General features: G+C 42.9%; 16 protein-coding genes. 8 read left to right on the top strand and 8 right to left on the bottom strand.

Translation table 11 applies throughout. The annotated features are described in order from the left end of the window. Positions 1 to 17: 17 nt before the first annotated feature. The 3 genes from AC1DUD_RS16870 to AC1DUD_RS16860 all read right to left on the bottom strand — a co-directional run bounded on the left by AC1DUD_RS16870 (position 18) and on the right by AC1DUD_RS16860 (position 6,805). Complete coding sequence (locus AC1DUD_RS16870) at positions 18 to 2,441, bottom strand: ABC transporter permease (protein ID WP_477376382.1); 2,424 nt, start codon at positions 2,439 to 2,441, stop codon at positions 18 to 20. A gap of 182 nt (positions 2,442 to 2,623) precedes the next feature. Next, positions 2,624 to 3,499 (bottom strand): AraC family transcriptional regulator, encoded by an 876-nt coding sequence (locus tag AC1DUD_RS16865; RefSeq protein ID WP_477376380.1) that lies wholly within the window; start codon positions 3,497 to 3,499, stop codon positions 2,624 to 2,626. Between the two features lie 456 nt (positions 3,500 to 3,955). Continuing rightward, positions 3,956 to 6,805 carry a TonB-dependent receptor gene (locus AC1DUD_RS16860; RefSeq protein ID WP_477376378.1) on the bottom strand — a complete coding sequence of 950 codons (2,850 nt, stop codon included), beginning with the start codon at positions 6,803 to 6,805 and terminating at the stop codon, positions 3,956 to 3,958. Between the two features lie 279 nt (positions 6,806 to 7,084). On the opposite strand from AC1DUD_RS16860, the gene AC1DUD_RS16855 reads away from it, so the two are divergent. The 6 genes from AC1DUD_RS16855 (at position 7,085) to AC1DUD_RS16830 (ending at position 13,541) form a co-directional block, all read left to right on the top strand. Continuing rightward, positions 7,085 to 8,155, top strand: a complete 1,071-nt coding sequence (locus AC1DUD_RS16855; protein WP_330860671.1) for a sensor histidine kinase — start codon at positions 7,085 to 7,087, stop codon at positions 8,153 to 8,155. Further along, the gene (locus AC1DUD_RS16850; protein WP_477376375.1) at positions 8,152 to 8,898 is read left to right on the top strand and encodes a LytR/AlgR family response regulator transcription factor; all 747 of its coding nucleotides are present in this window, start codon (positions 8,152 to 8,154) and stop codon (positions 8,896 to 8,898) included. The genes AC1DUD_RS16855 and AC1DUD_RS16850 overlap by 4 nt, the downstream gene beginning before the upstream one ends. Before the next feature lie 199 nt (positions 8,899 to 9,097). Continuing rightward, entirely contained in the window at positions 9,098 to 9,922 is an 825-nt protein-coding gene (locus tag AC1DUD_RS16845; protein WP_477376373.1) for a tetratricopeptide repeat protein, read from the top strand. Positions 9,923 to 10,120: 198 nt separating this feature from the next. Continuing rightward, positions 10,121 to 11,539, top strand: coding sequence for an ATP-binding protein (locus tag AC1DUD_RS16840; protein WP_477376371.1), 1,419 nt, complete (start codon positions 10,121 to 10,123; stop codon positions 11,537 to 11,539). A 53-nt stretch (positions 11,540 to 11,592) separates the two neighbouring features. Further along, positions 11,593 to 13,254 carry an FAD-dependent oxidoreductase gene (locus AC1DUD_RS16835; protein WP_477376369.1) on the top strand — a complete coding sequence of 554 codons (1,662 nt, stop codon included), beginning with the start codon at positions 11,593 to 11,595 and terminating at the stop codon, positions 13,252 to 13,254. Between the two features lie 20 nt (positions 13,255 to 13,274). Then, positions 13,275 to 13,541 (top strand): UBP-type zinc finger domain-containing protein, encoded by a 267-nt coding sequence (locus AC1DUD_RS16830; protein WP_477376367.1) that lies wholly within the window; start codon positions 13,275 to 13,277, stop codon positions 13,539 to 13,541. A 79-nt stretch (positions 13,542 to 13,620) separates the two neighbouring features. On the opposite strand, the gene AC1DUD_RS16825 is transcribed toward AC1DUD_RS16830, so the two are convergent. Further along, entirely contained in the window at positions 13,621 to 14,058 is a 438-nt protein-coding gene (locus tag AC1DUD_RS16825; protein WP_477376365.1) for a DoxX family protein, read from the bottom strand. A gap of 192 nt (positions 14,059 to 14,250) precedes the next feature. Then, entirely contained in the window at positions 14,251 to 15,234 is a 984-nt protein-coding gene (locus AC1DUD_RS16820; protein ID WP_477376363.1) for a sugar phosphate isomerase/epimerase family protein, read from the bottom strand. An 87-nt stretch (positions 15,235 to 15,321) separates the two neighbouring features. Between AC1DUD_RS16820 and AC1DUD_RS16815 the strand changes: the two genes are divergently transcribed. Continuing rightward, entirely contained in the window at positions 15,322 to 16,455 is a 1,134-nt protein-coding gene (locus tag AC1DUD_RS16815; protein WP_477376361.1) for a glycosyltransferase family 2 protein, read from the top strand. Between the two features lies 1 nt (position 16,456). Further along, positions 16,457 to 16,780: a GIY-YIG nuclease family protein gene (locus AC1DUD_RS16810; RefSeq protein WP_477376359.1), complete on the top strand. Its 324-nt coding sequence runs from the start codon at positions 16,457 to 16,459 to the stop codon at positions 16,778 to 16,780. A gap of 483 nt (positions 16,781 to 17,263) precedes the next feature. Here the strand turns inward: AC1DUD_RS16810 and AC1DUD_RS16805 are convergent, their stop codons facing one another. From AC1DUD_RS16805 to AC1DUD_RS16795, 3 genes are all read right to left on the bottom strand, one after another. Further along, positions 17,264 to 17,752, bottom strand: a complete 489-nt coding sequence (locus tag AC1DUD_RS16805) for a hypothetical protein (protein ID WP_477376357.1) — start codon at positions 17,750 to 17,752, stop codon at positions 17,264 to 17,266. Positions 17,753 to 17,779: 27 nt separating this feature from the next. Further along, on the bottom strand, positions 17,780 to 19,984 hold the full coding sequence (locus tag AC1DUD_RS16800; protein WP_477376355.1) for a penicillin acylase family protein: 2,205 nt from the start codon (positions 19,982 to 19,984) through the stop codon (positions 17,780 to 17,782). A 463-nt stretch (positions 19,985 to 20,447) separates the two neighbouring features. Beyond that, entirely contained in the window at positions 20,448 to 21,539 is a 1,092-nt protein-coding gene (locus AC1DUD_RS16795) for a DUF3810 domain-containing protein (protein ID WP_477376353.1), read from the bottom strand. Positions 21,540 to 21,583 lie beyond the last annotated feature (44 nt).

The following is a 21,583-nucleotide window of genomic DNA, read 5'->3' as shown; positions in this document are numbered from 1 at the left end:
CTAAAAATCATGGTTAACTATCCATCATTCCTCAACGAATTCGTCGGGTTAGCCAATGCCGCCCTGAAGGTTAAATAAAACGTAGTTGCCACCGCAATTGCCACCAGCGCGAAAACCGGCACAACAAATTGCCACCATGTTAACTGCACCCTGAAGGCATAGCGGTTAAGCCATTGGTTAATGAAAATATATGCCAGCGGGATAGCCACAAGGCTTGATATAAAAATGAGTTTTACCACATCCCAGGTAAGCAGGGAGATGATATTTTGCACCGATGCGCCAAGCACTTTACGTACGCCGATCTCTTTGGTACGGCGGGCAGCCGAATAAGCAGTTAATCCGAACAGACCAATGCAGGCAATAAAAATAGCCAGTGAAGCAAACAGCGTAAATACGTGACCAAACTGGGTATCCTGCGCGTACTGACGGTTGTAGAAATCGTCAAGGAAAAAGAAATCAAAGGATGATTCGGGGAAGGTATTATTCCAGGTAGCCTTGATATTATCGACCATCTGGCGCATATTGCCTCCATTTACTTTTACTGAAATATAATCGGCCGGGATCCATGGCAGTTTAGGGTCCATAAACATGACAACCGGGGTATAATTTTTTTGAAGCGATTGCTGGTGATAGTCTTTTACCACACCGATGATCTCATTGGGTTCTTTATCAAGCGTTTCAATCCAAACCTTTTTGCCCACGGCATCCTGCGGCGATTCAAAACCGAACTGTTTTACAGCTGCTTCATTCATCACCAAACCAACAGAATCCGCCGGGCGACTTTTATCAAAGGCCCTGCCGGCTATTATCTGCAAGCCATAAGTCTTAATAAAATCATGATCGGCACGGAGCATTTCATAAGTGCGTTCTTCCGATTTAGGAGCGCCGAAACGCCTGTCGGCCAAAAATTTGCCTACCTCCTTACCAGGCACTGCGCCCGAAAGCGTAACAGCTTTAACACCTGCAAAGGCTTGCAATGTAGTTTTAAAACTGGCTGTTTTTTGATTGTAATTTGGCGTATTAACCGGCATTTTCACCACAATGGTTTGATCGATATTCACCCCGGTGTTTTGGCTGTTCATGTAAACTATCTGCCTGTAAACCGCAAACGTACCTGCAATGAGCAATACCGAAGCCATGAATTGGAAAGCCACCATTCCGCGGCGCAAAAGCACACCACTTTTTGAAAAAGCGAACCGTCCTTTCAGCACTGCTATAGGTTTCATACGTGCCAGCACGGTAGCCGGGTAAATACCGGATAGCAGGATACTTCCAACAAAAACAGCAGCCAGTTTTAAATATAAAGCACTGTCGAACAATAAGCCATACGAACCTTCGCCATATAAATAGTTCATGACGCCATAGCGACCGGCCAATACCAGTACAAAGGCTACCGCAAGTGCAGCCAGGTTAATAATAACCGATTCGGCAAGGAACTGCATGATCAATTGCGGTGCATGTGCGCCGCTCACCTTGCGGATGCCAACCTCTCTTGCCCTGTCAACCGATTTTGTAGTAGCCAGGTTGATGTAATTGATGCAAGCAATCAACAGGATAATATAGGCTATGATACTCAGAAATTCTACCGCAAAACGATTGCCTTTTACCTCAATTTCGTTGGGTTTAGCAGGGTTAAGATGGATGTCTGCAAGCGGAACCAGCTTTATCGTCCATTTAAGGTCTTTTAAAGAAAGGCCTGTTTTATAGCGCTCGGCCAGTGTCGGAAATTTGGCTTCAACCGCGGCCGGACTTGCATGAGGCTTCAATTTTACAAACGTGTAGCTTTCATGCAGGTACCAGAAATCCTTTTCAAATTTAGGTATGGTAGCCCACGATACCAGGAAATTAAACTGCATAGTTGAATTAGCCGGCAGATCTTTAAACACCCCGGTAACCATACAATGGTAACTATCACTCAATGTAGTAATATCTAAAAACTTGCCCAACGGCTCATCGTTACCAAAATATTTTTTAGCAGCCGATTGAGAAATCACTATCGAATTAACCTCGTTAAGGGCAGTGAGCTTATCACCCTTAAGCATGGGGTAAGCAAAAAAGTTAAAGAAGTTGCTATCGGCAAAGCAAACGTGCTCCTCACGAAATTTGATGTTATTGTACTTTACTACCCTTTCGGCATTGTGCCAGTCGATACGGGCGTATGATTCAATTTCGGGAAAGTTGGCTTTCATGGCGGTAGCATAACCGTTGGTGCTGGTTGGCCAGCTGTCGCTGAGGTTATCGCCACGGTAAAACTGGCTCTCAACCCGGTAAATATTGGTAGCATCGGGATGCATCCGGTCAAAACTCTTCTCAAAATTCACATAAGCGAATATTAATATGAACGCTGCCATCCCTAAAGCAAGCCCGATAATATTAATAAACGTGTAGGTTTTGTTTTTGACAAGGTTTCGCCAGGTAACAAGCAGGATGTTGCGGATCATATTGTAAGGAGTTGAGGTTTACAATATAGGGATCAGAATTTTCAGAATTAAAGAATTTTCAGAATATCTCACGATAACTTTAAAACTATCGTCATTGCGAGGTACGAAGCAATCGCGAACTATACAGGGAAACTTGCATAGCCGCTCTGTATTTAGCGGATTGCTTCATCCATATAATGAAGCTACCCCTTCTTCGTAAACTCCTTTTGATACATCAGCGGACTTTTGCCGGTTACCTGCTTAAAATGTTTATGAAAAGTGGAGAAATTATTGAACCCGCTGTCGTAACAAAGCTGTTTGATGTTGAGCTTGTTTTCGATGAGCAATTTGCAGGCGTAGCCTACTTTTATTTCGATCACAAACTGTGAGTAGGTTTTGCGGGTTTTTGATTTAAAGTAACGGCAAAAGGAATTTGCGCTTACTCCGGCTATATCGGCTATCTCTTCCAGGTAGATCTTTTTGCGGAAGTTACGTACCGAGTATTCGTAAATATTATTGAGCCTGTCGCTTTCTGATTCATTATGATCGTACTTAAAACCTATGGAAGTTAAATAATTAAGCGGCGAGCTGCCTGCTATGGTATTCAGCGCTTTTAGCAACATGATGATCCTGTCGGCACCATCGGTATTGAGCATAGCAGCTAAAATGCCGGCCACCTGCTTTTTTGTTTCACCGTTTATCTGCAAACCGCGTTTTGAACGCTCAAGCAGCACCTTTATCAGCTTATTTTCCGGGAGCTGAAGAAATTGGTCGCCCCAAAAGTTTTCACAAAAGTGCACCACGATGGTATCAACCGGCACCTGCTCGCTGCCATTATTAAAGTACATATCATCAAAGCGCCAGTAGTGCGGTAGGTTTGATCCAACCAATACCATATCGCCATCTTCAAACTGTTTAATGCTATCGCCTATAAACTGCGTCCCGCCCCCTTTTATAAAATAAATGAGCTCCAGTTCGGGATGGCAATGCCAGCGATTATTGATATCCGGTAATACGTCATGCCTTACGCTAAAGGAGTGCGCCGGATCGGCAGAAACTTTGAGTAAAAGCGGCTTCATTCAGTTTTATTTACAAACAACGGGCTAAATGTAGTTAAAAAGTGTAAATATTGCTTAATTTTTTCAGACAGGATGTAATTTAACCAACATTTAAGGTAATGATGATGTCACGAGTAACAAATCAAATGCAACTTATATAAAATTCAACCTTAAGTTTAAGTTATCTGATTTATAATAACAAGATAAAACAATAATATCCAATCATAATAAACTGATAAACAAATAAATAAATCAACTAAGTCGATTTATATAAAAAAGCTTAAAATCATAAAACCTACGCAGTCGTATTAACGTATAATTAATAAAAAAAGGGGCGCTCCGTATCTCACCCCGGAACGCCCTGCAGTTATCAGATGATAACATCAACTAAATCTCAGATCATCATGTTTTGATCTGACTCACCATCTTTCTCAGGGATGGGAAGGTTTTTAATATTTTATGAACCTTGCCCGTTCTTTAAAACGGTGGCGGTCCGCCGGGGCCGCCGCCCGGAGGTGGACCACCCGGTCCGCCGCGCTCCTGGGTTGGCCGCTTGCCGGCAAATTTCTGTAGCTTAAGCGTAAAGGTTAACAGGTAGTAACGGCCCAAACGATTACTGTTGGTTTGGGTTATATAGCTACCGTTTTGAGTTGTGGTATACCCGGTATTTTCGTTAAAAACATCCATTACCGAAAAACGCAGGGTACCGGCATTGCCTTTTAAAAAGCGGCGCTCCACATAAGTATTCAATATATTAGGATTGGTAGCACCGGTATAGCCATAATAGATCATTTTTGAATAATCGTAGCTCAAAGTCCAGTCTTTAAAATAACTTTTGCCGTTAACACCCAGGTTAAGGGTTTGGAAGTTACTGTTAACGTTTGCCTGTTTGATGGAATTGCTTGATGTATTAACACTATAGGTAGTGCTTGCTTCGGCATCAATAACATCGGTAATGCTCACCCTAAAGCGCGCGCCTTGAGATAACACCAAATTTTTGGCAATATTTTTCTCGGTTGTCATGTTATAGGTAGCGGAGTCGACATTACTTATATATGAGACGTTGTTATTGTACGAAATGTTACCAATCATGAACAAATTATATTTTCTTTTTTCCCATGGCTTGGCAAACACATAAAATCCCTGTGCCGAGTAGTACCCATCGGCATTTAAATACTGGGTTAAAATACTCCCGGCCAGTTTGCTGTTAGGCGCATAAGTTTTAGGATAGGTAATGGTATTGGCTACTATTTTATTATCCGTTTTAATGAACGACAGGTTACTGAAGAACACATTACCGCTTTCAAAATTGAACTTATTGTATTTTAACGATAGCGTGTTATTAAACTCGGGCTTCAGATCAGGGTTACCTTGAACCGGGTATGATGCATTACTGAAATCGGTAACCGGTTGCAACTCGGTATAAGTAGGCTGGTTGCTGCTGCCATTATAATTTAAGCTAAGCGATTGGCTGCGCGAAAAGTTATATATAAACCTGGCAGTAGGTGCCCAGTTAAATGTGTTGTTATTGGTTGTAAACGGAGTACCATCAACTATCGACGATCCTTTTAACAACGTTGGCTGGGCTACCACGCCCAGGGTATAGTTGTATTTTTTGTCGATAAAGCGATAGTTAAGCCCGAACCTGTTGGTAACAAAAGTTGAGTTATAGTTATTGCTCAGCAGGTCGTACCTGTTTATAGCGCCATTATCGGCTAGCGTATCAGTTGCCCTGTCGGCAGTGGTGTAGGCGTAGTGGTAAGCATAGTTAAGCTCCAGGTAACCTTTTTTGCTGATGGGTTCCATGTATGATAAGGTAGTCCCTACACTGTCGGTACGGCTATCGGTATTGATGAATTGGTTTAAAGGTGCGTTGCGGGCCCCGTCAATATAAGTGTAAACCGGGTTTTGATATTTATTAATAGTGTAACTGCCCGCATCAACATTCACGCTGAAGTTGCGCCCGTGACTGTTAAACTTGTGGTTAAGCAACACATTAACACCATAGTTGGGTTCGGTTGATTTAATGAGGTTTGCGAGGCTATAGTTTGATACCGTTTCTGAATTCCGGAGCAGTAAGCTCGTAGCATCAGATGTGGTGTTGGTGCTGGCGTAAGCATATGTTGGGGTGATCTTTACATAATTCATGGTATCGGGTTTATACTCAATATTAAAGTTAACCCGGTGATTCAGCTTTTCGTCCTGCTGGTTGTTAGTCTGGTTATTGGTGCTTGGGTTGGTTGATGAAAGGTTATTCTGAATGGTACTGCTGATGGTGTTCACCGAATTGTCGGCAAAGCTATAACTACCATAAGCGGTAATTTTTTTGCCCCAGCTATCGCGATAATTGAAACCGAACGACCGTGCTGTAGTGATCCCGTTTGATGAGCTGCTGTTTGATCCCGGAGGGCCGCCCGGACCGCCACCTCTTGGGCCACCGCCGCCAAAGGTAAACAGGTTTGTATTGGTGTTATTCAGGTTACCCAAAAATGCCAGCTGCCTGTCGCCGCTAAAGCTAAACACGTTGGCCGAAGCTACATACCTGTTACTCTCCTTATCACTTGACACGCCCGGAATAGCATCACGCCCGCCACCTAAGCTGGCCTGCCCAAAGTATCCATTGTTTTTATTTTGCTTAATGGTGATATTCAATACCTTATCTGGTTCTCCCGTTTTTATACCGGTAATATTGGCCTGATCACCATAGTCGTCAATGATCTGAATGTTTTGCACAATATCTGCCGGCAGGTTTTTAGTGGCTGTTTTAACATCGCCTCCAAAAAAATCTTTCCCATTAACACGCACCTTAGTAACACTTTTCCCCTGGGCGGTGATGTTGCCGTCTTTATCAACATCCATACCGGGCAGTTTTTTGATCACATCTTCAACAGGGGCATTATCGCGCACCTTGTAGGCATCGGCGTTAAATTCAATAGTATCCTCTTTAAGTTTTACCGGGTTCACATCCGAAATAACAACGGTGTTAAGCATCGTAGTTTCTATTTTCAGGATAACCACAGGCAAATTGGCCGGTTTGTTATCATTAGCCAGTACAAACCTGCGCCTGAGCGGCTGATAACCAATCGAGCTAAAAACTAAACTAAACTGGCTTACTGTTACATTGTTAAAGGTAAAAGTGCCGTCGGCAGCGGTAATAACGGTAGTACTATCGGTACCGGTAAGCATTTTTACGCTGGTACCGGCAACCAGGTAACCGGTAGAATCTTTTACGATACCTTTAACCGTACGACCGGGCTCGGCCTTAGCGTTAAATGATATTGAAAACGCTAAGACAATTATTGCGGCTAAGGAGTATAGGATTTTCATTTTATGCTGATTAACAGCAACAAAACAATAGCATTATTTTTACTGTAAAAAACACAATAGACGGGCACTTCTTATGTATAGACGGGACACCGCTTTTCACCTATAAAAACGGTTAGTTACCCCATGAAAGACTAACGAAAGCCTTTAAAGATCAGATCAAAGCGCTCATCGGTATTTTTTGCCTCCCGGGCGATTATGATTGTCCTAAAGGCTTATTGATTTGTAATATTGCTGAATTATATATGTAAATTTATTTTTAGTGTACAGTAAACTCTTTCAATGAGCCTTAAATCAAAAAGCAACACCATCACCATCCTCATCCATATTTTAATATGGGTAGTTTTTGGCCTGCTGTTGTTCTTCTATCAGCCCCTTACCTGGAATGTTGAATTTCCGTACCAGTTTTGGGTTAAACAGGCGGTTACCTTTTTTATGCTTGTAGCAGCCTATTATTTTAACAGCAAGTTACTTGTATCACGCTTCCTGTTACATGACCGCACCGGCATGTACTTTATAGCGGTTGTAGGTGTTGTAATAGTTTTTTTACTGCTCAACAGCTGGGCTGATAAAGCGCTGCACATGCATGAGCATATGGAAGCCATTTTTCACCGGCAGCACCGTCCGCCTAAACCAAAAGACCGCGGCGGCTGGGATATTTTCGGTACCGTTATAGTAGCGCTGGTTTTAGGGATCAGCACCAGTATTACCGCTATTCAGAAATGGCAGATGGATATCCGCCTGCGCCAGGCCCTGGAACAGGACAAGATCAGCTCCGAACTATCATTCCTGAAAGCCCAGATTAACCCGCATTTCTTTTTCAATACGCTTAATAATATTTACGCGCTTACCCATGTTAATGCCGAAACATCGCGCAAAGCACTGCACCAGCTCTCGCGTATGATGCGGTATGTGTTGTATGATACGCAGCATGGCACTGCATTATTAAGCCAGGAGATAGCTTTTATCAAAGATTATATCAGCCTTATGGAACTGCGCCTTACCGAAAAAGTAACGGTAACGTTTACTCCGCCAGCACAGGCAAATGATGTAACCGTTGCTCCGATGCTCTTTTTACCCTTTGTTGAAAACGCTTTTAAACATGGTATCAGCGCAACAGAACCAAGTTCTATCAAGATCATTATCGATCAGCATGAAGATGTGCTGGAACTAAGAGTTGAAAACGGCATTTATAAAGACCATAATCCAAACATTGGTGAAAATAAAGGGATCGGCCTAACCAATACCATTCGCCGGCTTGACCTGCTTTATGCCGGCAAGTATACGCTGGATATTAATGAAGATACTGCCGCCAATACCTATATTGTTCATTTAACCCTTAACCTGTCATGATAATTAACTGCATAGCCGTTGATGATGAGCCGCTGGCGCTGGGGCTGGTTTGTGCTTTTATTGAGCAAACCCCCTTTCTTAATTTGACAGGCCGTTACAGCAGTGCGGTTGAAGCATTGGTTGGTTTACAGGATCAAAAGGTTGACCTTATTTTCCTCGATATCCAGATGCCTAACCTTAATGGAATGGAACTGGCCCGGGTGCTTGACAGTCGTGGGGCAAACAAACCCCGTATTATTTTCACCACCGCCTACAACCAGTTTGCTATTGAAGGATACCGGGTGGACGCCCTTGATTACCTGCTCAAGCCATTTAATTACGAAGAATTTCTGCATGCCTCAAACAAAGCCTTAGGTTATTTTGAACTGGTAAACCGCTCAAACAACGCTGCTACCACAACCGCCGCTGAACCTGCCGAAGAAGAGGAATACCTGTTTTTGAAGATCGAGTACCAGCTGGTACGGATAGCCCTGAATGACATCCTGTACATTGAAGGTTTGAAAGATTATGTGAAGATCTATCTCCAGGATAAAGAAAAGCCGCTGCTGTCCCTCACCAGCTTAAAGGCGCTGGAAGAAAAACTACCATCCAAACGGTTTATGCGCGTACATCGCTCATTTATCGTGTCGCTCAATAAAATCAATTCTATAACCCGCAATGCTTTGCAGATAGGCAAAGTAAACATTACCGTTGGCGATCAGTATAAGGAAGCTTTCGGAGTGTTTTTGAGCAAGTGGAACTGACCGTTGATTCTTTTTGATTTCGTTGATTTTGTCTTGACGAGATTACACTGATAGTTTTTAACTATCCACCTTTTTTTGGAACCCAAAGTTTTTGGATTTAAAAATCGAGGGGAGTTTTTTGTTTTTTCGATGATAAAACTTCTCTGCCGCTTGTCTGACTTTTTCTTGTGTTATGTTGCTTTAGGTTTATATTTATGCCATGTTTAAACCTCATACCTTAGTCATATTTGCAACGCTGATATCTTCTGTAGCGTTTGGTCAAACCGATACCCTTAAAGCATACAGCTACTATCAAAAAGGGTTCAAAAAACAGATCGCCCATGATTATGCCGGTGCTCGCCTTGCTTACGACTCGGCTATTATAGTTAATCCCAAATACTACAGGCCATACTTTTTCCGTGGCCTCACCAGTTATTACCTCAATGATATAAAAGGCTCAATTAACGATTACAGCACATACCTTGAAGGTTACCCCAATGCGGCAAATGCTTATGACAACAGGGGATATTCAAAATTCATATTGGGTGATAATGAAGGTGCTCTGGCCGACTATAATAAATCGATAGCATTGAACCCCAAAGTAGTTAAAGCATATCTTAACAGAGGCGGAGCCGAAAACCGTTTACAGCGTTATGATGATGCTTTAAGGGATTTTAACACAGCGCTTGAATTGAATCCGGATAATCCTGATATATATTTTAATATCGGTGTAACCAAAGCGGTGCTGGAAGATTTTACCGGTGCCATAGCTGCTTATACAGAAGCAATAAAGCAGAAGCCCAATTTTGATAAAGCTTACTTGTATCGCGGAGTATCAAAAACTTTTTTGAAAGATTACGAAGGCGCGACCGAAGATTTAAATACATCTTTGAAATTAAACCCAAATAACAGCGAAACCTATTTAAGCTTAGGCGCTTTAAAGCTGGATATGAATGATCATAATGGTGCCTGTATCGATTTTAAAAAGGCTTTAGATATGGGCAACAAGCGTGCAGAAGAAATTATCAAGGAGAATTGTAATTAATGTGATAAACAGAATCCTGCTTATCCAAAAATCTATCTAAATCCCGGTTCAGACAAAAATCGCTGGAATCAAAAATCAATCGGTATAATCCCAAAAAACAAAATCAGCGCAATCAAAAAAATCAGCGCTCAGGTTCACCGCATTGCAATTTTTCACCTCATTTTTACATCATTAAATAATATTCGCTACTTTTAAATTATGCAAAAGGTAAGTGAACTACAGGTAAGCGTATCAGACTTAAAAGCTTTTGAAGCTTTGGCCAATATACCCGACGATCAGCTACAATGGCTGATTGATAAAAGCGAAATTTTAACATTTGAAGATGGTGAATACCTGATGGAGCCTGGCCAGGATTTATCAGGCCCTCATTTTATATTGGAAGGCAATATGCGCTTCTTCATGATGCAACAAGGCTCGCGTCGTGATTACACGCTGGTTGAAAAAGGCAGCATTACCGGTTATATGCCCTATTCGCGCGGCCTTATAGCCAAAGGTTATGCCCAGGCTGTGGGCGAGTTAACCATACTAAGCTACCCTACAAATGAGATCATGGAGATGATCCAAAACCATTTTGAGCTTACTCAGGCATTGGTTCATATCATGACCACCCGTGTACGGGATTTTACGGCTATGCAGCAGCAAAACGATAAAATGATGGCTTTAGGTAAGTTATCTGCCGGTTTGGCGCATGAGCTTAATAACCCGGCCTCGGCCATTGTGCGCGATTCGTTGTCGTTAAGGAAACACCTGCGCATGGTGCCCGCCCATCTGAAAAATATGTTTGCAATAAGGGCGAGCGACGAACAAGTTGACGGACTAACAGACGAACTTTTCAGGATTCTGAATAAAAAAGAGTGTTATACCCGCCTTACGCTTAAGCAGCGCACCCAGCTTGAAGATGAAATATCTGAATGGCTGGAAGAGAATGACGTAGAGGATGCCTATGATATAGCGGAAAGTTTTGTTGATTTTAGCTTTACTACCGAAAATCTTGATGCGCTTAAATCGCACATTCCCGAACACGCTGTACCCATCATTATGGGCTGGCTTAGTGCCAAGCTTATGGGCGAAAAGATGATCGAGGATATCCAGGAATCCGCACGCCGCATTGCCGAGCTGGTAAGCTCTGTTAAAACTTTTACCCATATGGACCGTGCACAGGATAAGCAATATGCCGATATCCACATAGGCATCCGCAATACTATTACTATGCTGGGCTACAAGATCAGGAAGGAAAATATTACTGTAATTGAAGAATTTGATGATACCCTGCCTGAGGTTAAAGCGCTGATCGGCGAACTTAACCAGGTATGGACAAATTTGGTTGATAATGCGCTTGATGCCATGGAAATAAATGAAAAAGGAACATTGATCATCCGAACCAAAAAAGATAACGACTTTGTTGAAGTAACCATTATTGATGATGGGCCAGGTATACCAGAAGATAACATCAGCCAGATCTACGACCCATTCTTTACCACTAAAGAAATGGGCAAAGGTACCGGTATGGGCCTTGAAGTGGTGCAGCGTATAGTGAAACAGCATCGTGGTTCCATAAAAGTAAAATCAAAGCCCGGGCATACCGAATTCATTATTTGCTTTCCGATAAATGGTTAGCAAAAACTGATTTTACCAAAAATATTAGTTAATTTGCCTGCATATTTACCCCTATGAGCCGTCCGATAATATTTTCCATAGATGATGATCCGCAGGTTTTGCGGTCAATAAGCCGCGATTTAAAGTCGCAGTATGGCAAAGAATATAAAATACTAAGCACAACATCGGCAAATGAGGCATATGATACGCTTGTTGAACTCAAAAACAGTTCGGAAGTGGTTGCCTTATTTTTGTGCGATCAGCGTATGCCCGAAATGGAAGGTGTTAAATTTTTGGAGAAAGCGAAAAAAGTATTCCCCGAAGCCAAACGGGTGTTGCTTACTGCTTACTCTGATACTGATGCCGCCATTAAAGCCATTAACGATGTGCAGCTTGATTATTACCTGATGAAGCCATGGAACCCACCCGAGGAAAAGCTTTACCCGGTAATAAATGATTTGCTTGGCGACTGGCACAGCCACTACATCCCCGAGTTTGTAGGTATGAAGCTGGTGGGTTACCAGTTTTCGCCGCAATCGCACGTAATAAAAGATTTTTTAGCAGGTAACCTGATCCCTTACCGCTGGTTTGACATCGAAAAAAATATCGATTCGGCTAATTTGCTTACCATCAACAACCGTACAACCGAAGATTTGCCAATGGTGATATTTGAGGATGGCAGTTGTTTAACAAAACCAACCATAAGGGATATTGCCGATAAAATGGGCAGAAACCCAACTGAACTAACCGACGTTTACGATGTGGTGATCATAGGCGCAGGTCCCGCGGGATTAGCGGCGGCTGTGTATGGTTCATCCGAAGGATTAAAAACTTTACTGATCGAGCGCAAGGCACCGGGCGGACAGGCTGGTACCAGCTCGCGTATTGAAAATTACCTGGGCTTCCCGGCAGGCTTAAGCGGCGCCGACCTTACCCGCCGTGCCATAAGCCAGGCTATGCGTTTAGGCGCCGAGTTTTTATCGCCGCAGTCGGTTAGTGATATCAAACAAAAAGATGGGTACAAAACCATTATTTTGGATGATGGCCCTGAGATTATCAGCCGCACCGTGGTAATTACTACCGGTGTTGATTATCGTAAGCTGGAAGTTAAAGGCGTTGATAACTTTACAGGTGCCGGCATTTACTATGGTGCTGCCACTACCGAAGCTTCGGCGTGTACCGGAAAAGAAGTGTTTGTGATTGGCGGGGGCAACTCGGCCGGACAGGCGGCAATGTACCTTTCTAAATTCGCAAAAAACGTTCATATCATTATCCGCAGGGATGACCTGACGGCTACCATGTCGGCTTATCTTATTACTCAAATAGGCGATACACCTAACATCAAGGTAATGCCAAATACCGAGGTAATTGAAGCCGAAGGCACCAACTGCCTCGAAAAGCTTACCATACAAAACTGTAAAACCAAAGAAAGTGAGGTTAAAACAGCTAATGCCTTGTATATATTCATCGGGGCCAAACCTTATACCGATTGGATAAAGTTGGATATCATTAAAAACAATAAAGACTTTATTGAAACAGGCCGCGAGCTGCGCAGTTATGAAAATTTCGGCAAAGTATGGAAGCTTAAACGTGATCCATTTCTGTTAGAAACCAGCTGTCCAGGCATATTTGCCGCAGGTGATGTACGCGCCGGAGCTATGAACCGTGTGGCATCTGCCGTAGGCGAGGGCTCAATGGCGATCAGTTTTGTACATAAATACCTGGCCGAAGTTTAAATCAGTAAATACCTATACCTATGGAAGAAACCTGCGCCCACATCGAAGCTATTGAAAACATAACCGAACCGAAGGATTATGTTTGTGAAGAATGCATAAAAACTCATAGCTCATGGATGCACCTGCGTACCTGCCAAACATGCGGCGTTACGCTTTGCTGTGATAGCTCGCCTAATACACATATGACCAAACATTTTCATGCCACAGGTCACCCAGTGGTTATATCTGCCGAGCCCGGCGAACGTTGGCTATGGTGCTACGTGGATGAAGCTGTTAAAGGATATTGATTAGAAGCCGGAAGTCTTAAGTTTGAAGTTACAAGACCCAAACGTGAGGCTTCCGGCTTTTTCTAATCTCTCCAACTACCTACCCCTTAAAGGACAAGACTTTATCTAACGACCATGGGCCGGAGCCCAAAATGGTAAATAGTATCAGCAATGCCAAAGCTGTAATAGTTGGCCATAATATAGCGTTGATGGGTTCCTGAAAAATACCAATCAGGAATACTGCCCCTACCAGAATTGGGATCTGGATTATACAGCCCAGGCGGGTTAAGATGCCCATAGCTATCAATATACCCCCAACCATGTGGGCAAAAGCCACATAATAAACCAGGATCATCAGCATATCGGGCGATACATCAACAACATCCTGATCGGTAATGATACCGCGCAGGTATGATGTGTTTTCCATAAAGGTTATGCCTTTTACCAATAAAAACACCCCAAGAACAATACGCACAATATCTAAAACTTTAGGGTGATGAGTGTCGCCCCAGTGTTCAATCTTATGAACCAGATTCATAAAGCCCTCCTTTTAGTTTAATAATTGGTTATCAGTTACCCGGGGTAAAATCTGAGAGATTGAACTGCCGGGATGCTATTATTAAATTTAGTAACAAGTTTGTTATAAAACAAGTTTTAGGGGAAGAGAAAAAATCACTCCCGTCATTGCAAGGTACGAAGCAATGACGGGTGAAGAGTGGGAAGTTAGGCCTTACAAATCATACTCCGCCAGCCATCCCCGCAGCCTGGTCAGATCCTTTTTTAAGGCAGTCGAAAATTCATCTTTACTGATAGTCAGCTTCCGTGCTCCGTCTTCCGCTCCGCCTAAAGGGTATTCGCAATGCAGGCTCATAGGGCCGTTGATATGGTATTGCTTTAGCAGGCCGAAGTATTTTTTAAAATCAACCATCCCCTCGCCTAACGGAACACTTTTCACCTGCCACTTGTCGCCCTTCTTTTCCCAGTAAAAATCTTTTACGTTGATCGTTTTAGAATAAATTTTTAACAGATCGAGCGTAACAGGCCAGGTATCGGCACCTTCGGTAGTAGCATGCCTCACATCGTACTGGCAGCCGATATAATTGGGATCAAGCCCTTCAAGACCAAGCCACAGGTCCCATTGCGATGCGCCGAACAGATCGCCGGAATGGTTTTGATAGCCGCCATGCATCCCATATTTTTTATTGAGAGCAGCAAGACTGCCCAACTGTTTATTGATAGCCCTGATATTGGCCTGTACACTGAGAGCCTTGTCATAATTAAACCAGGCCGTGCGGTAATATTTTATGCCGAGTGCCGATGCTGTTTTCAGAATGGGTTCAGCATCCTTTTCATCGGCGGTTTTGATGTTAGTTACTATGGTATAAACCTTGAGCCCGGCTTTTTCAATAGCTTCAACAGCTTTGGGCAGGTCGTCGGCAACACGTTCGGGCAGTACGTGGCCATCAGGGCGCACAGTGAGATCAATACCATCGAAACCAAGCTGTGCGGTTAAACTGGCCATATCGGCATAATTAAGCCAGTGCATATGTTTTGAAAATATGCTCACTTTTATTTTACCATCGGCAAGCGGGTTGTTATTAATAACATCAGAATAAGGCATCTGCTGCTTGGCCAAAGCGCCCAAACCTAAAGGCAAACCGGCGGCAGCCAATGCGGCCGAGGCAATAAATTTTTTGCGGCTGATATTTTCCATAAGGCATTAAAATTGGTAATGCAATATGCCATTTTTCGCTGTTATTATTTCCTGATTTTTACTCACCTTTATCCAAACCTATTTATCATGATACTATTCTGGTACAGCGTTATACTATTTGTAGCAACCCTGGCACTCAACTTTTACCTGCTTATCGGTTTCAAACAAATTAAGCAGGTAAGCCGGCAACCTATAATGGATAATCCCCCACCCCTTGCCATTATTATAGCGGTACGCAACGAGGAAGAAGATCTTGAAAAAGCATTGCAAAGCGTTTGTCATATCAACTACACTAATCACCGGGTTATTGTAGTGAACGACCGCTCAACCGACCGCACCGCCGAAATATTACAGGGTTTCAGCTTACAGTATCCGCAGCTCCGGGTAACCACCATCGATACTTTACCCGATGGGTGGCTGGGTAAAAACAATGCCCTGTACCAGGGCTACCTCAGCAGCACAGAAGAATGGATGCTTTTTGCCGATGCCGATATCGTTTTTCATCCGGATGCTATCAATAAGGCTGTTGGCTACGCGGTTAAGCAACAGCTTGATCATTTAACCATGCTGCCCGAGCTGATATCCCGGTCGGCTATTTTAAACAGTGTATTTGCAACCTTGAGTATTATGCTCATGACTGCCATGAAACCATGGGAGGCTAAAAACCCCAATTCAAAAGCATCGTCGGGCATCGGGGCGTTCAATTTGGTCAGGCGTACGGCCTACGAAAAGATGGGTACACACGTGCGCATTAAACTCCGCCCTGATGACGACCTGCAACTTGGCCAAATAATGAAAAAAGAAGGCTTAAGGCAGGATGTTTTGGCCGGGAAGGGTTACGTTTGCCTGGAGTGGTACAAAAACCTGGGCCAACTGGGTCGCGGAGTGCAAAAAAACTCATTTGCGGTGGCTAACTTTAGTCTTGCGAAAGCCATTTTCAACGTGCTCAATATGCTTTTAACCGTGGCTTTACCTATGCCTTTGATGTTCATTTTCGGCACGCCGACTATTCGGATCATGGCCGCTGTTATGCTGATATTTCATATAATTTATATGGAGATAGTACCCCCAAATAAATGGTGGTATGCATTTATGATCCCTTTTTCGGCTTTCTTTTTGGCCTGGCATTATTTAAAGGCTTCTGTAACAACGGTTGTACGGGGAGGCATTTACTGGAGGGAAAGTTTTTATTCGCTGAAGATGTTGAGGGGGAAGGAGTAGGATGCGACAGTACAATTTTTATACTTATATCGTAACCAACTATACTAAAAAAGTATTGTATACAGGTGTTACTAACGACCTTGACCGTCGCCTTTATGAGCACTATTATGGAATTGATCAGGAAAATAGTTTTACAGCTAAGTATAAATGCTATTATTTAGTTTGGTTTGAAAGGCATCAATACGTTAATCATGCAATTGAACGCGAAAAAGAAATAAAAGGGTGGATTAGAGCAAAGAAAATAGCATTGATAGAACAGGAGAACCCTGATTGGCGCTTTCTAAATAAAGATATAATGGAATGGCCGCCAGAATTTACAGGGTAAACAAAAAAGCCTTGTCATCCTGAACGATAGTGAAGGATCTTCTTCGACATGCAAAGCCGCTATACTGGGCGGAGAAGATGCTCCGTTCCTCAGCATGACAAAAGGGTTAACGTATCATCCGGAACGATAGTGAAGGATCTTCTTCAATAAGCATAACCACTATACAGGGCGAAGAAGATGCTTCGTCCCTACCCATGACATAATTTAAAAAGCGCTTGTCATCTGAGGTACGAAGGATCTTCTTCGACAAGCATGACCGCTATACAGAACGAAGAAGATGCTTCGTGCCTCAGCATGACAAAGGGGCAAATGTCATTTCTCCTTCAGATTCTATCGGATTTATACACTCAGCATGACAAAGGGTTTAACTTGTCATCCTGAACGATAGTGAAGGATCTTCTTCGACTCGCAAAGCGGCTATACAGGGCGAAGAAGATGCTTCGTCCCTCAGCATGACAAGAGTATTAAGAAGTCTATGGCATCTCAATCAAACCCTAAATATTCCTTTTGATGCACTTCCACAGAGCCGGAAATATTATCATGGTTAAGGAATATAACGATATGGAAAAAGTCATTATCAAAGAGATAGATATCATTCTTAGCATCAGAGCCGTGGAGTTTCATAATCAGGCCCATGTGTTTTGCCTGGCCTATTAAGTTAATGATGTGCTGCGATGTGGAGGTGGCATAAGTAACGGTACGTAATACAGCCCCGCTGCTCAACTTACTGCCTACGCCTATTACAACGGTTTCCTCCTTATTATCCTGGCCTACCCGGTTAAGGTGCTCAATGCTGTTTCCGTCGACATCCTGGATATACTGGCGCTTGAATTTTTTGCCAAGGGTAAGATAGTTATGAGCTTCGGCGTTTGAAAGGTTGGAGATATTTGCCAGATCGTTAATGGTCACGCTTTGGGCAAACACAGCTGCACAGCAAAACAACAATAAGGCAATTAACAGGGTTCTCTTCATTTTTTAAGTTACCAAATATACTTTTTACTATTTAAAATAATCGCCGGGATGATAAGTGCGTTGTGCATGCTTTAAAACATCCTTTTTATAAAACAGCACATCTTTAAATTTACCATCAATAATCCCCTGCTCCTGATCGGTGAAATTTTTTGATGCCGGATCAAAGGAGCTGCCTCCGTTAATGATGCTCTTTGCCTTTAACCGTGTACCAAATTCCACAGCAGCGATAAAACTATTGCCCGAATATCCATAGCGCTTATTGGTGTTCATAGTACGGCTTTGGAACGATGGCAGCTGTCCGAAGCCCGATCCGGTTAAACCAACGGGAATACTGGGTTTGTTATCATCAAAGGTAATGCCATCATCGGGACGCTGGTAGCGGTTCAGATCTCCCCACTCTATTTTCCAGGTACCGAAGCGACTTTGCAAATTCCTGATCACATCATTTAACCAGGCCAATTGCTGCGCCGGGCTTACGGTTTTAACCAGTGTTTGAAAGCGCCGGGTAATAAAGGTGCTTTCCTGGTCGGTTTGAGGTGGCGGCAGGGCTTTGGTCATGAGCGTTCCCCATTCAATAGCAAGCGAACTGGCTACGGAGTGGATAGCCGTATTCCTGTCCCATTGCTGCAAGAGCTTTATTGGTTCGGTCAATGATTGTTTAACCGAATCGGGGGCGGCATCATAAGCTTTAAAAAGCGAAGGCAACAGGTCATCAAAAGCTGCGAGGTAATGATCATATCCTTTAGCTATCAGGTCATCAAGCGTGATGTTCTTCGCGTCTTTTAATATTTTAATTGCAGTTATGGCCCGGTAGTTTTCACCATCGGGAGCCATATAAACAGGATATTTATGCTTATCCGGACTTGATATCCCCGAGGCGGTATAGGGCGTTGAGTTACAGTTCTGGATCCAGCCGGTAGCCGGGTTTGTGTTGGTGATGATCTCACCGAGCTTATGTACCCCCTGCCATTCGGTGGCCGATGTACTGCCATCAACAGGCAAGCTCCAGTCGTATTTGGGGTTGCGTTTAGGGATATAGTTTCCGTACCAAAAAATGGTATTCCCTTTATCATCGGCATAAACAGTGCTGTTTGTAGCGTTTGACACCATGTTCATAGCCTTTTTATATTCCGCCAGATTATTGGCCTTGGTTATCAGCCAGGACTCAACCAGGGCATTGTATGAACGGTTGTTGGCTTTAAGACTGAGCCACCTGCCATCCCTTGCGCCCAATACCGGGCCATGATGGGTATAATAGCCGGTAATGGAATGCTGTTCAACCTGATCGCCTTTTTTTACTTTGAAGGATAGATCGCGTGTAATGACCGGCTTTAATTTACCGTCATATTCATAATACCATTTGCCATCTTTTTTACTCACCTTTTCGGCATACAGATCGGCAACATCGGCATAGGCGCTGGTATGCATCCATCCGCAATGCTGGTTAAAACCCTGGTAAATAAAAAACTGTCCCCAGGTAACCGCGCCATAAGCATTAAGCCCCTCGTTGCTTACCAGCTCAACCTCACTACGGAAGTAAAATGGTACATGCGGATTGATGTACAACAAGGCATGCCCTGATGCTGATTTTGAAGGTGCTATAGCGAAACCATTTGAGCCGGTTTCGCGCTCATTCACCATATCATAAATGTTTTTTGTTGGTTGGCCGGTTACAGCGCCCAGCTTTTCAGGGCCGATGCTATAAAAATCCTTTGTTTCACTTAGTTTAAGTCCGCCGGTTTCAGTAGCGGCAACGCTGCCATCGGTAAACATTAATGCATACCAGGGTTCAAAATGTTTAAATACTTTTGGCTTTACTTCGGGATGTTTATACAGGTAGTAATTAATGCCATCGGCAAAGGCATCCATCAGTTTCCGGAACCAGGGGGCGCTTTCCTTATAATCCTTAATAGCATCGGTACTGTCGGCAATGAGCTGCAGCTGTACATCGGTATATAAATTAGTTTCGCCATCAACCGCGGCTTGCTTACCTAACTGGTAAAGATAATTGCGTTCGATACCCTTAAAATTATCCTCGCACTGAGTATACATCAGCCCAAAAACAACTGCAGCATCAGTTTTACCATAAATGTGCGGAACTCCCCAATTATCACGAATAATAGTTACTGCCTTTGCCAATATTTGTGACCGTTTTATTTCCTTTTGATTAATTTTTTGAGCAAAAACAAAAACAGGAAGAAACACTAAAGTGATAACTAAATTAATTTTCATAGTAACAGTAATTTTACCCAACAAATTATCTATTTAAAAGTAAGAAAAACGAAGCTTTTTAAAGATTTTGAGGTAAATTTGAAGATTAATTCATAATAATTACATCGTACCGCCGTTCCTATTCACATATTTACAATCGGCTTTTTTGAAGGTAATTATTACTATACCGCTAAAAAAGTATAGCGAGTTGTTGATGACTTTTCCGTACCGGTTCCCACCCGGTATCCGAATATAAAGAGCTTGGGTATACATTTAATATGATATCTGAGATTTAGTTGATTCAATATCATTTGAGACGTGATATTGTGTGCGTTCCGGGGTGAGATACGGAACGCATTTTTTTTTGATAGTTCACTGGTTCATTAGTTCAGTTGTTCATTAGTCTTAGCACAGAGGCTATCCATTTTATTGGCAGTTACCGTAACTCACAAACTATTCATTAATGAACCAGTGAACAAATGAACTAATGAACCCACTTATCCCTGTACCATGCCATAGCTAATAATACCATGCGGTTGTAGGTTTCGAGGCCCTGGGGTTGATTGTTCGCTTTCAGGAAATTATCGTAAAAAATACTGCTGATGGCACCCAGCTTGTTTTCATAGGCCAGCCAGTAGTTGCGTTCGGTGATGTAATCACTGCGAACATCTTTACTGATGAGCGCTTTAAGTTCTTTGTGCGCAACAGTATCACGGGCTCCAAGCGAATGCATGAACTCCTGCACAGCGAGGTGATAGGCCGAATAACGCAAAAGCCTGTCATGCGATTTTACGGCGATGACAAAGCCCGCAAAATCGGCTTCATCTTCGGCACCGTAACCCATCTGGTGCGACATTTCATGACAAACCACAAAAGGACGGTTAAAAACAGGCATCTGGTAATTTATCTGGGCTTCGGAAGTAAAGGGGTTGTAATAGCCCGATGTGCCGATATAATTTAACAGCGGCGTAAGTATTGAGGGCTTTATATCGGGGCTGTAAGCTTTGAAGTTAGCAGAATCTTTACTGAGCGTATAAATAGCATGGCGGGCTGTATTATAAATATGGGTATTGCTTTGGGCCCAGTCTACGGGTGTAAGTCTTGCACGGGTAATGTTGGCGCTGTCAATCAGAATCCGGGTTACGGCCTTAAGATCGGCAGTGGTAAAAGATGTGTCCCTAAGCCCAAGCCGCACAGAAGCCGGCAGCCTGAAATAATTCATCCCCCAAAAAAGATAAAAAGCAAGTATCCCTGCCTGTATGCCTATAATCAGCCCTAAAAAGAGTCTGCCAGCTATTTGAAAATATTTTTTAAACAACAGGACAATTAACCTGACCACCGCATAGATTAAATAAATAACAACGGCTATATATACAATATCACCAACACTAAATGGGAATATGTTTAAAATAGAATGAAAAACCCGGCAAATAATGATATAAAAACCATTGGAATAGTAACGTTCAACGGCGGCGGGACGATCAGCAAACAGCATCAGCAAAAAAATAGCCAATGCCAATAATATGATTGCGATGATCCTTTTCAGTAGAGGTTTTTTATTGGTTGGGTAGCGCATTATGTAGGGTAAATATAGCGCTTTAGAGGCAGGTTAAAAAAAGA

Source organism: Mucilaginibacter sp. P4_A11, from assembly GCF_056402535.1.
The sequence above is the reverse complement of the archived record's forward strand: the minus strand, read 5'-3'. Positions and strand labels throughout refer to the sequence as shown.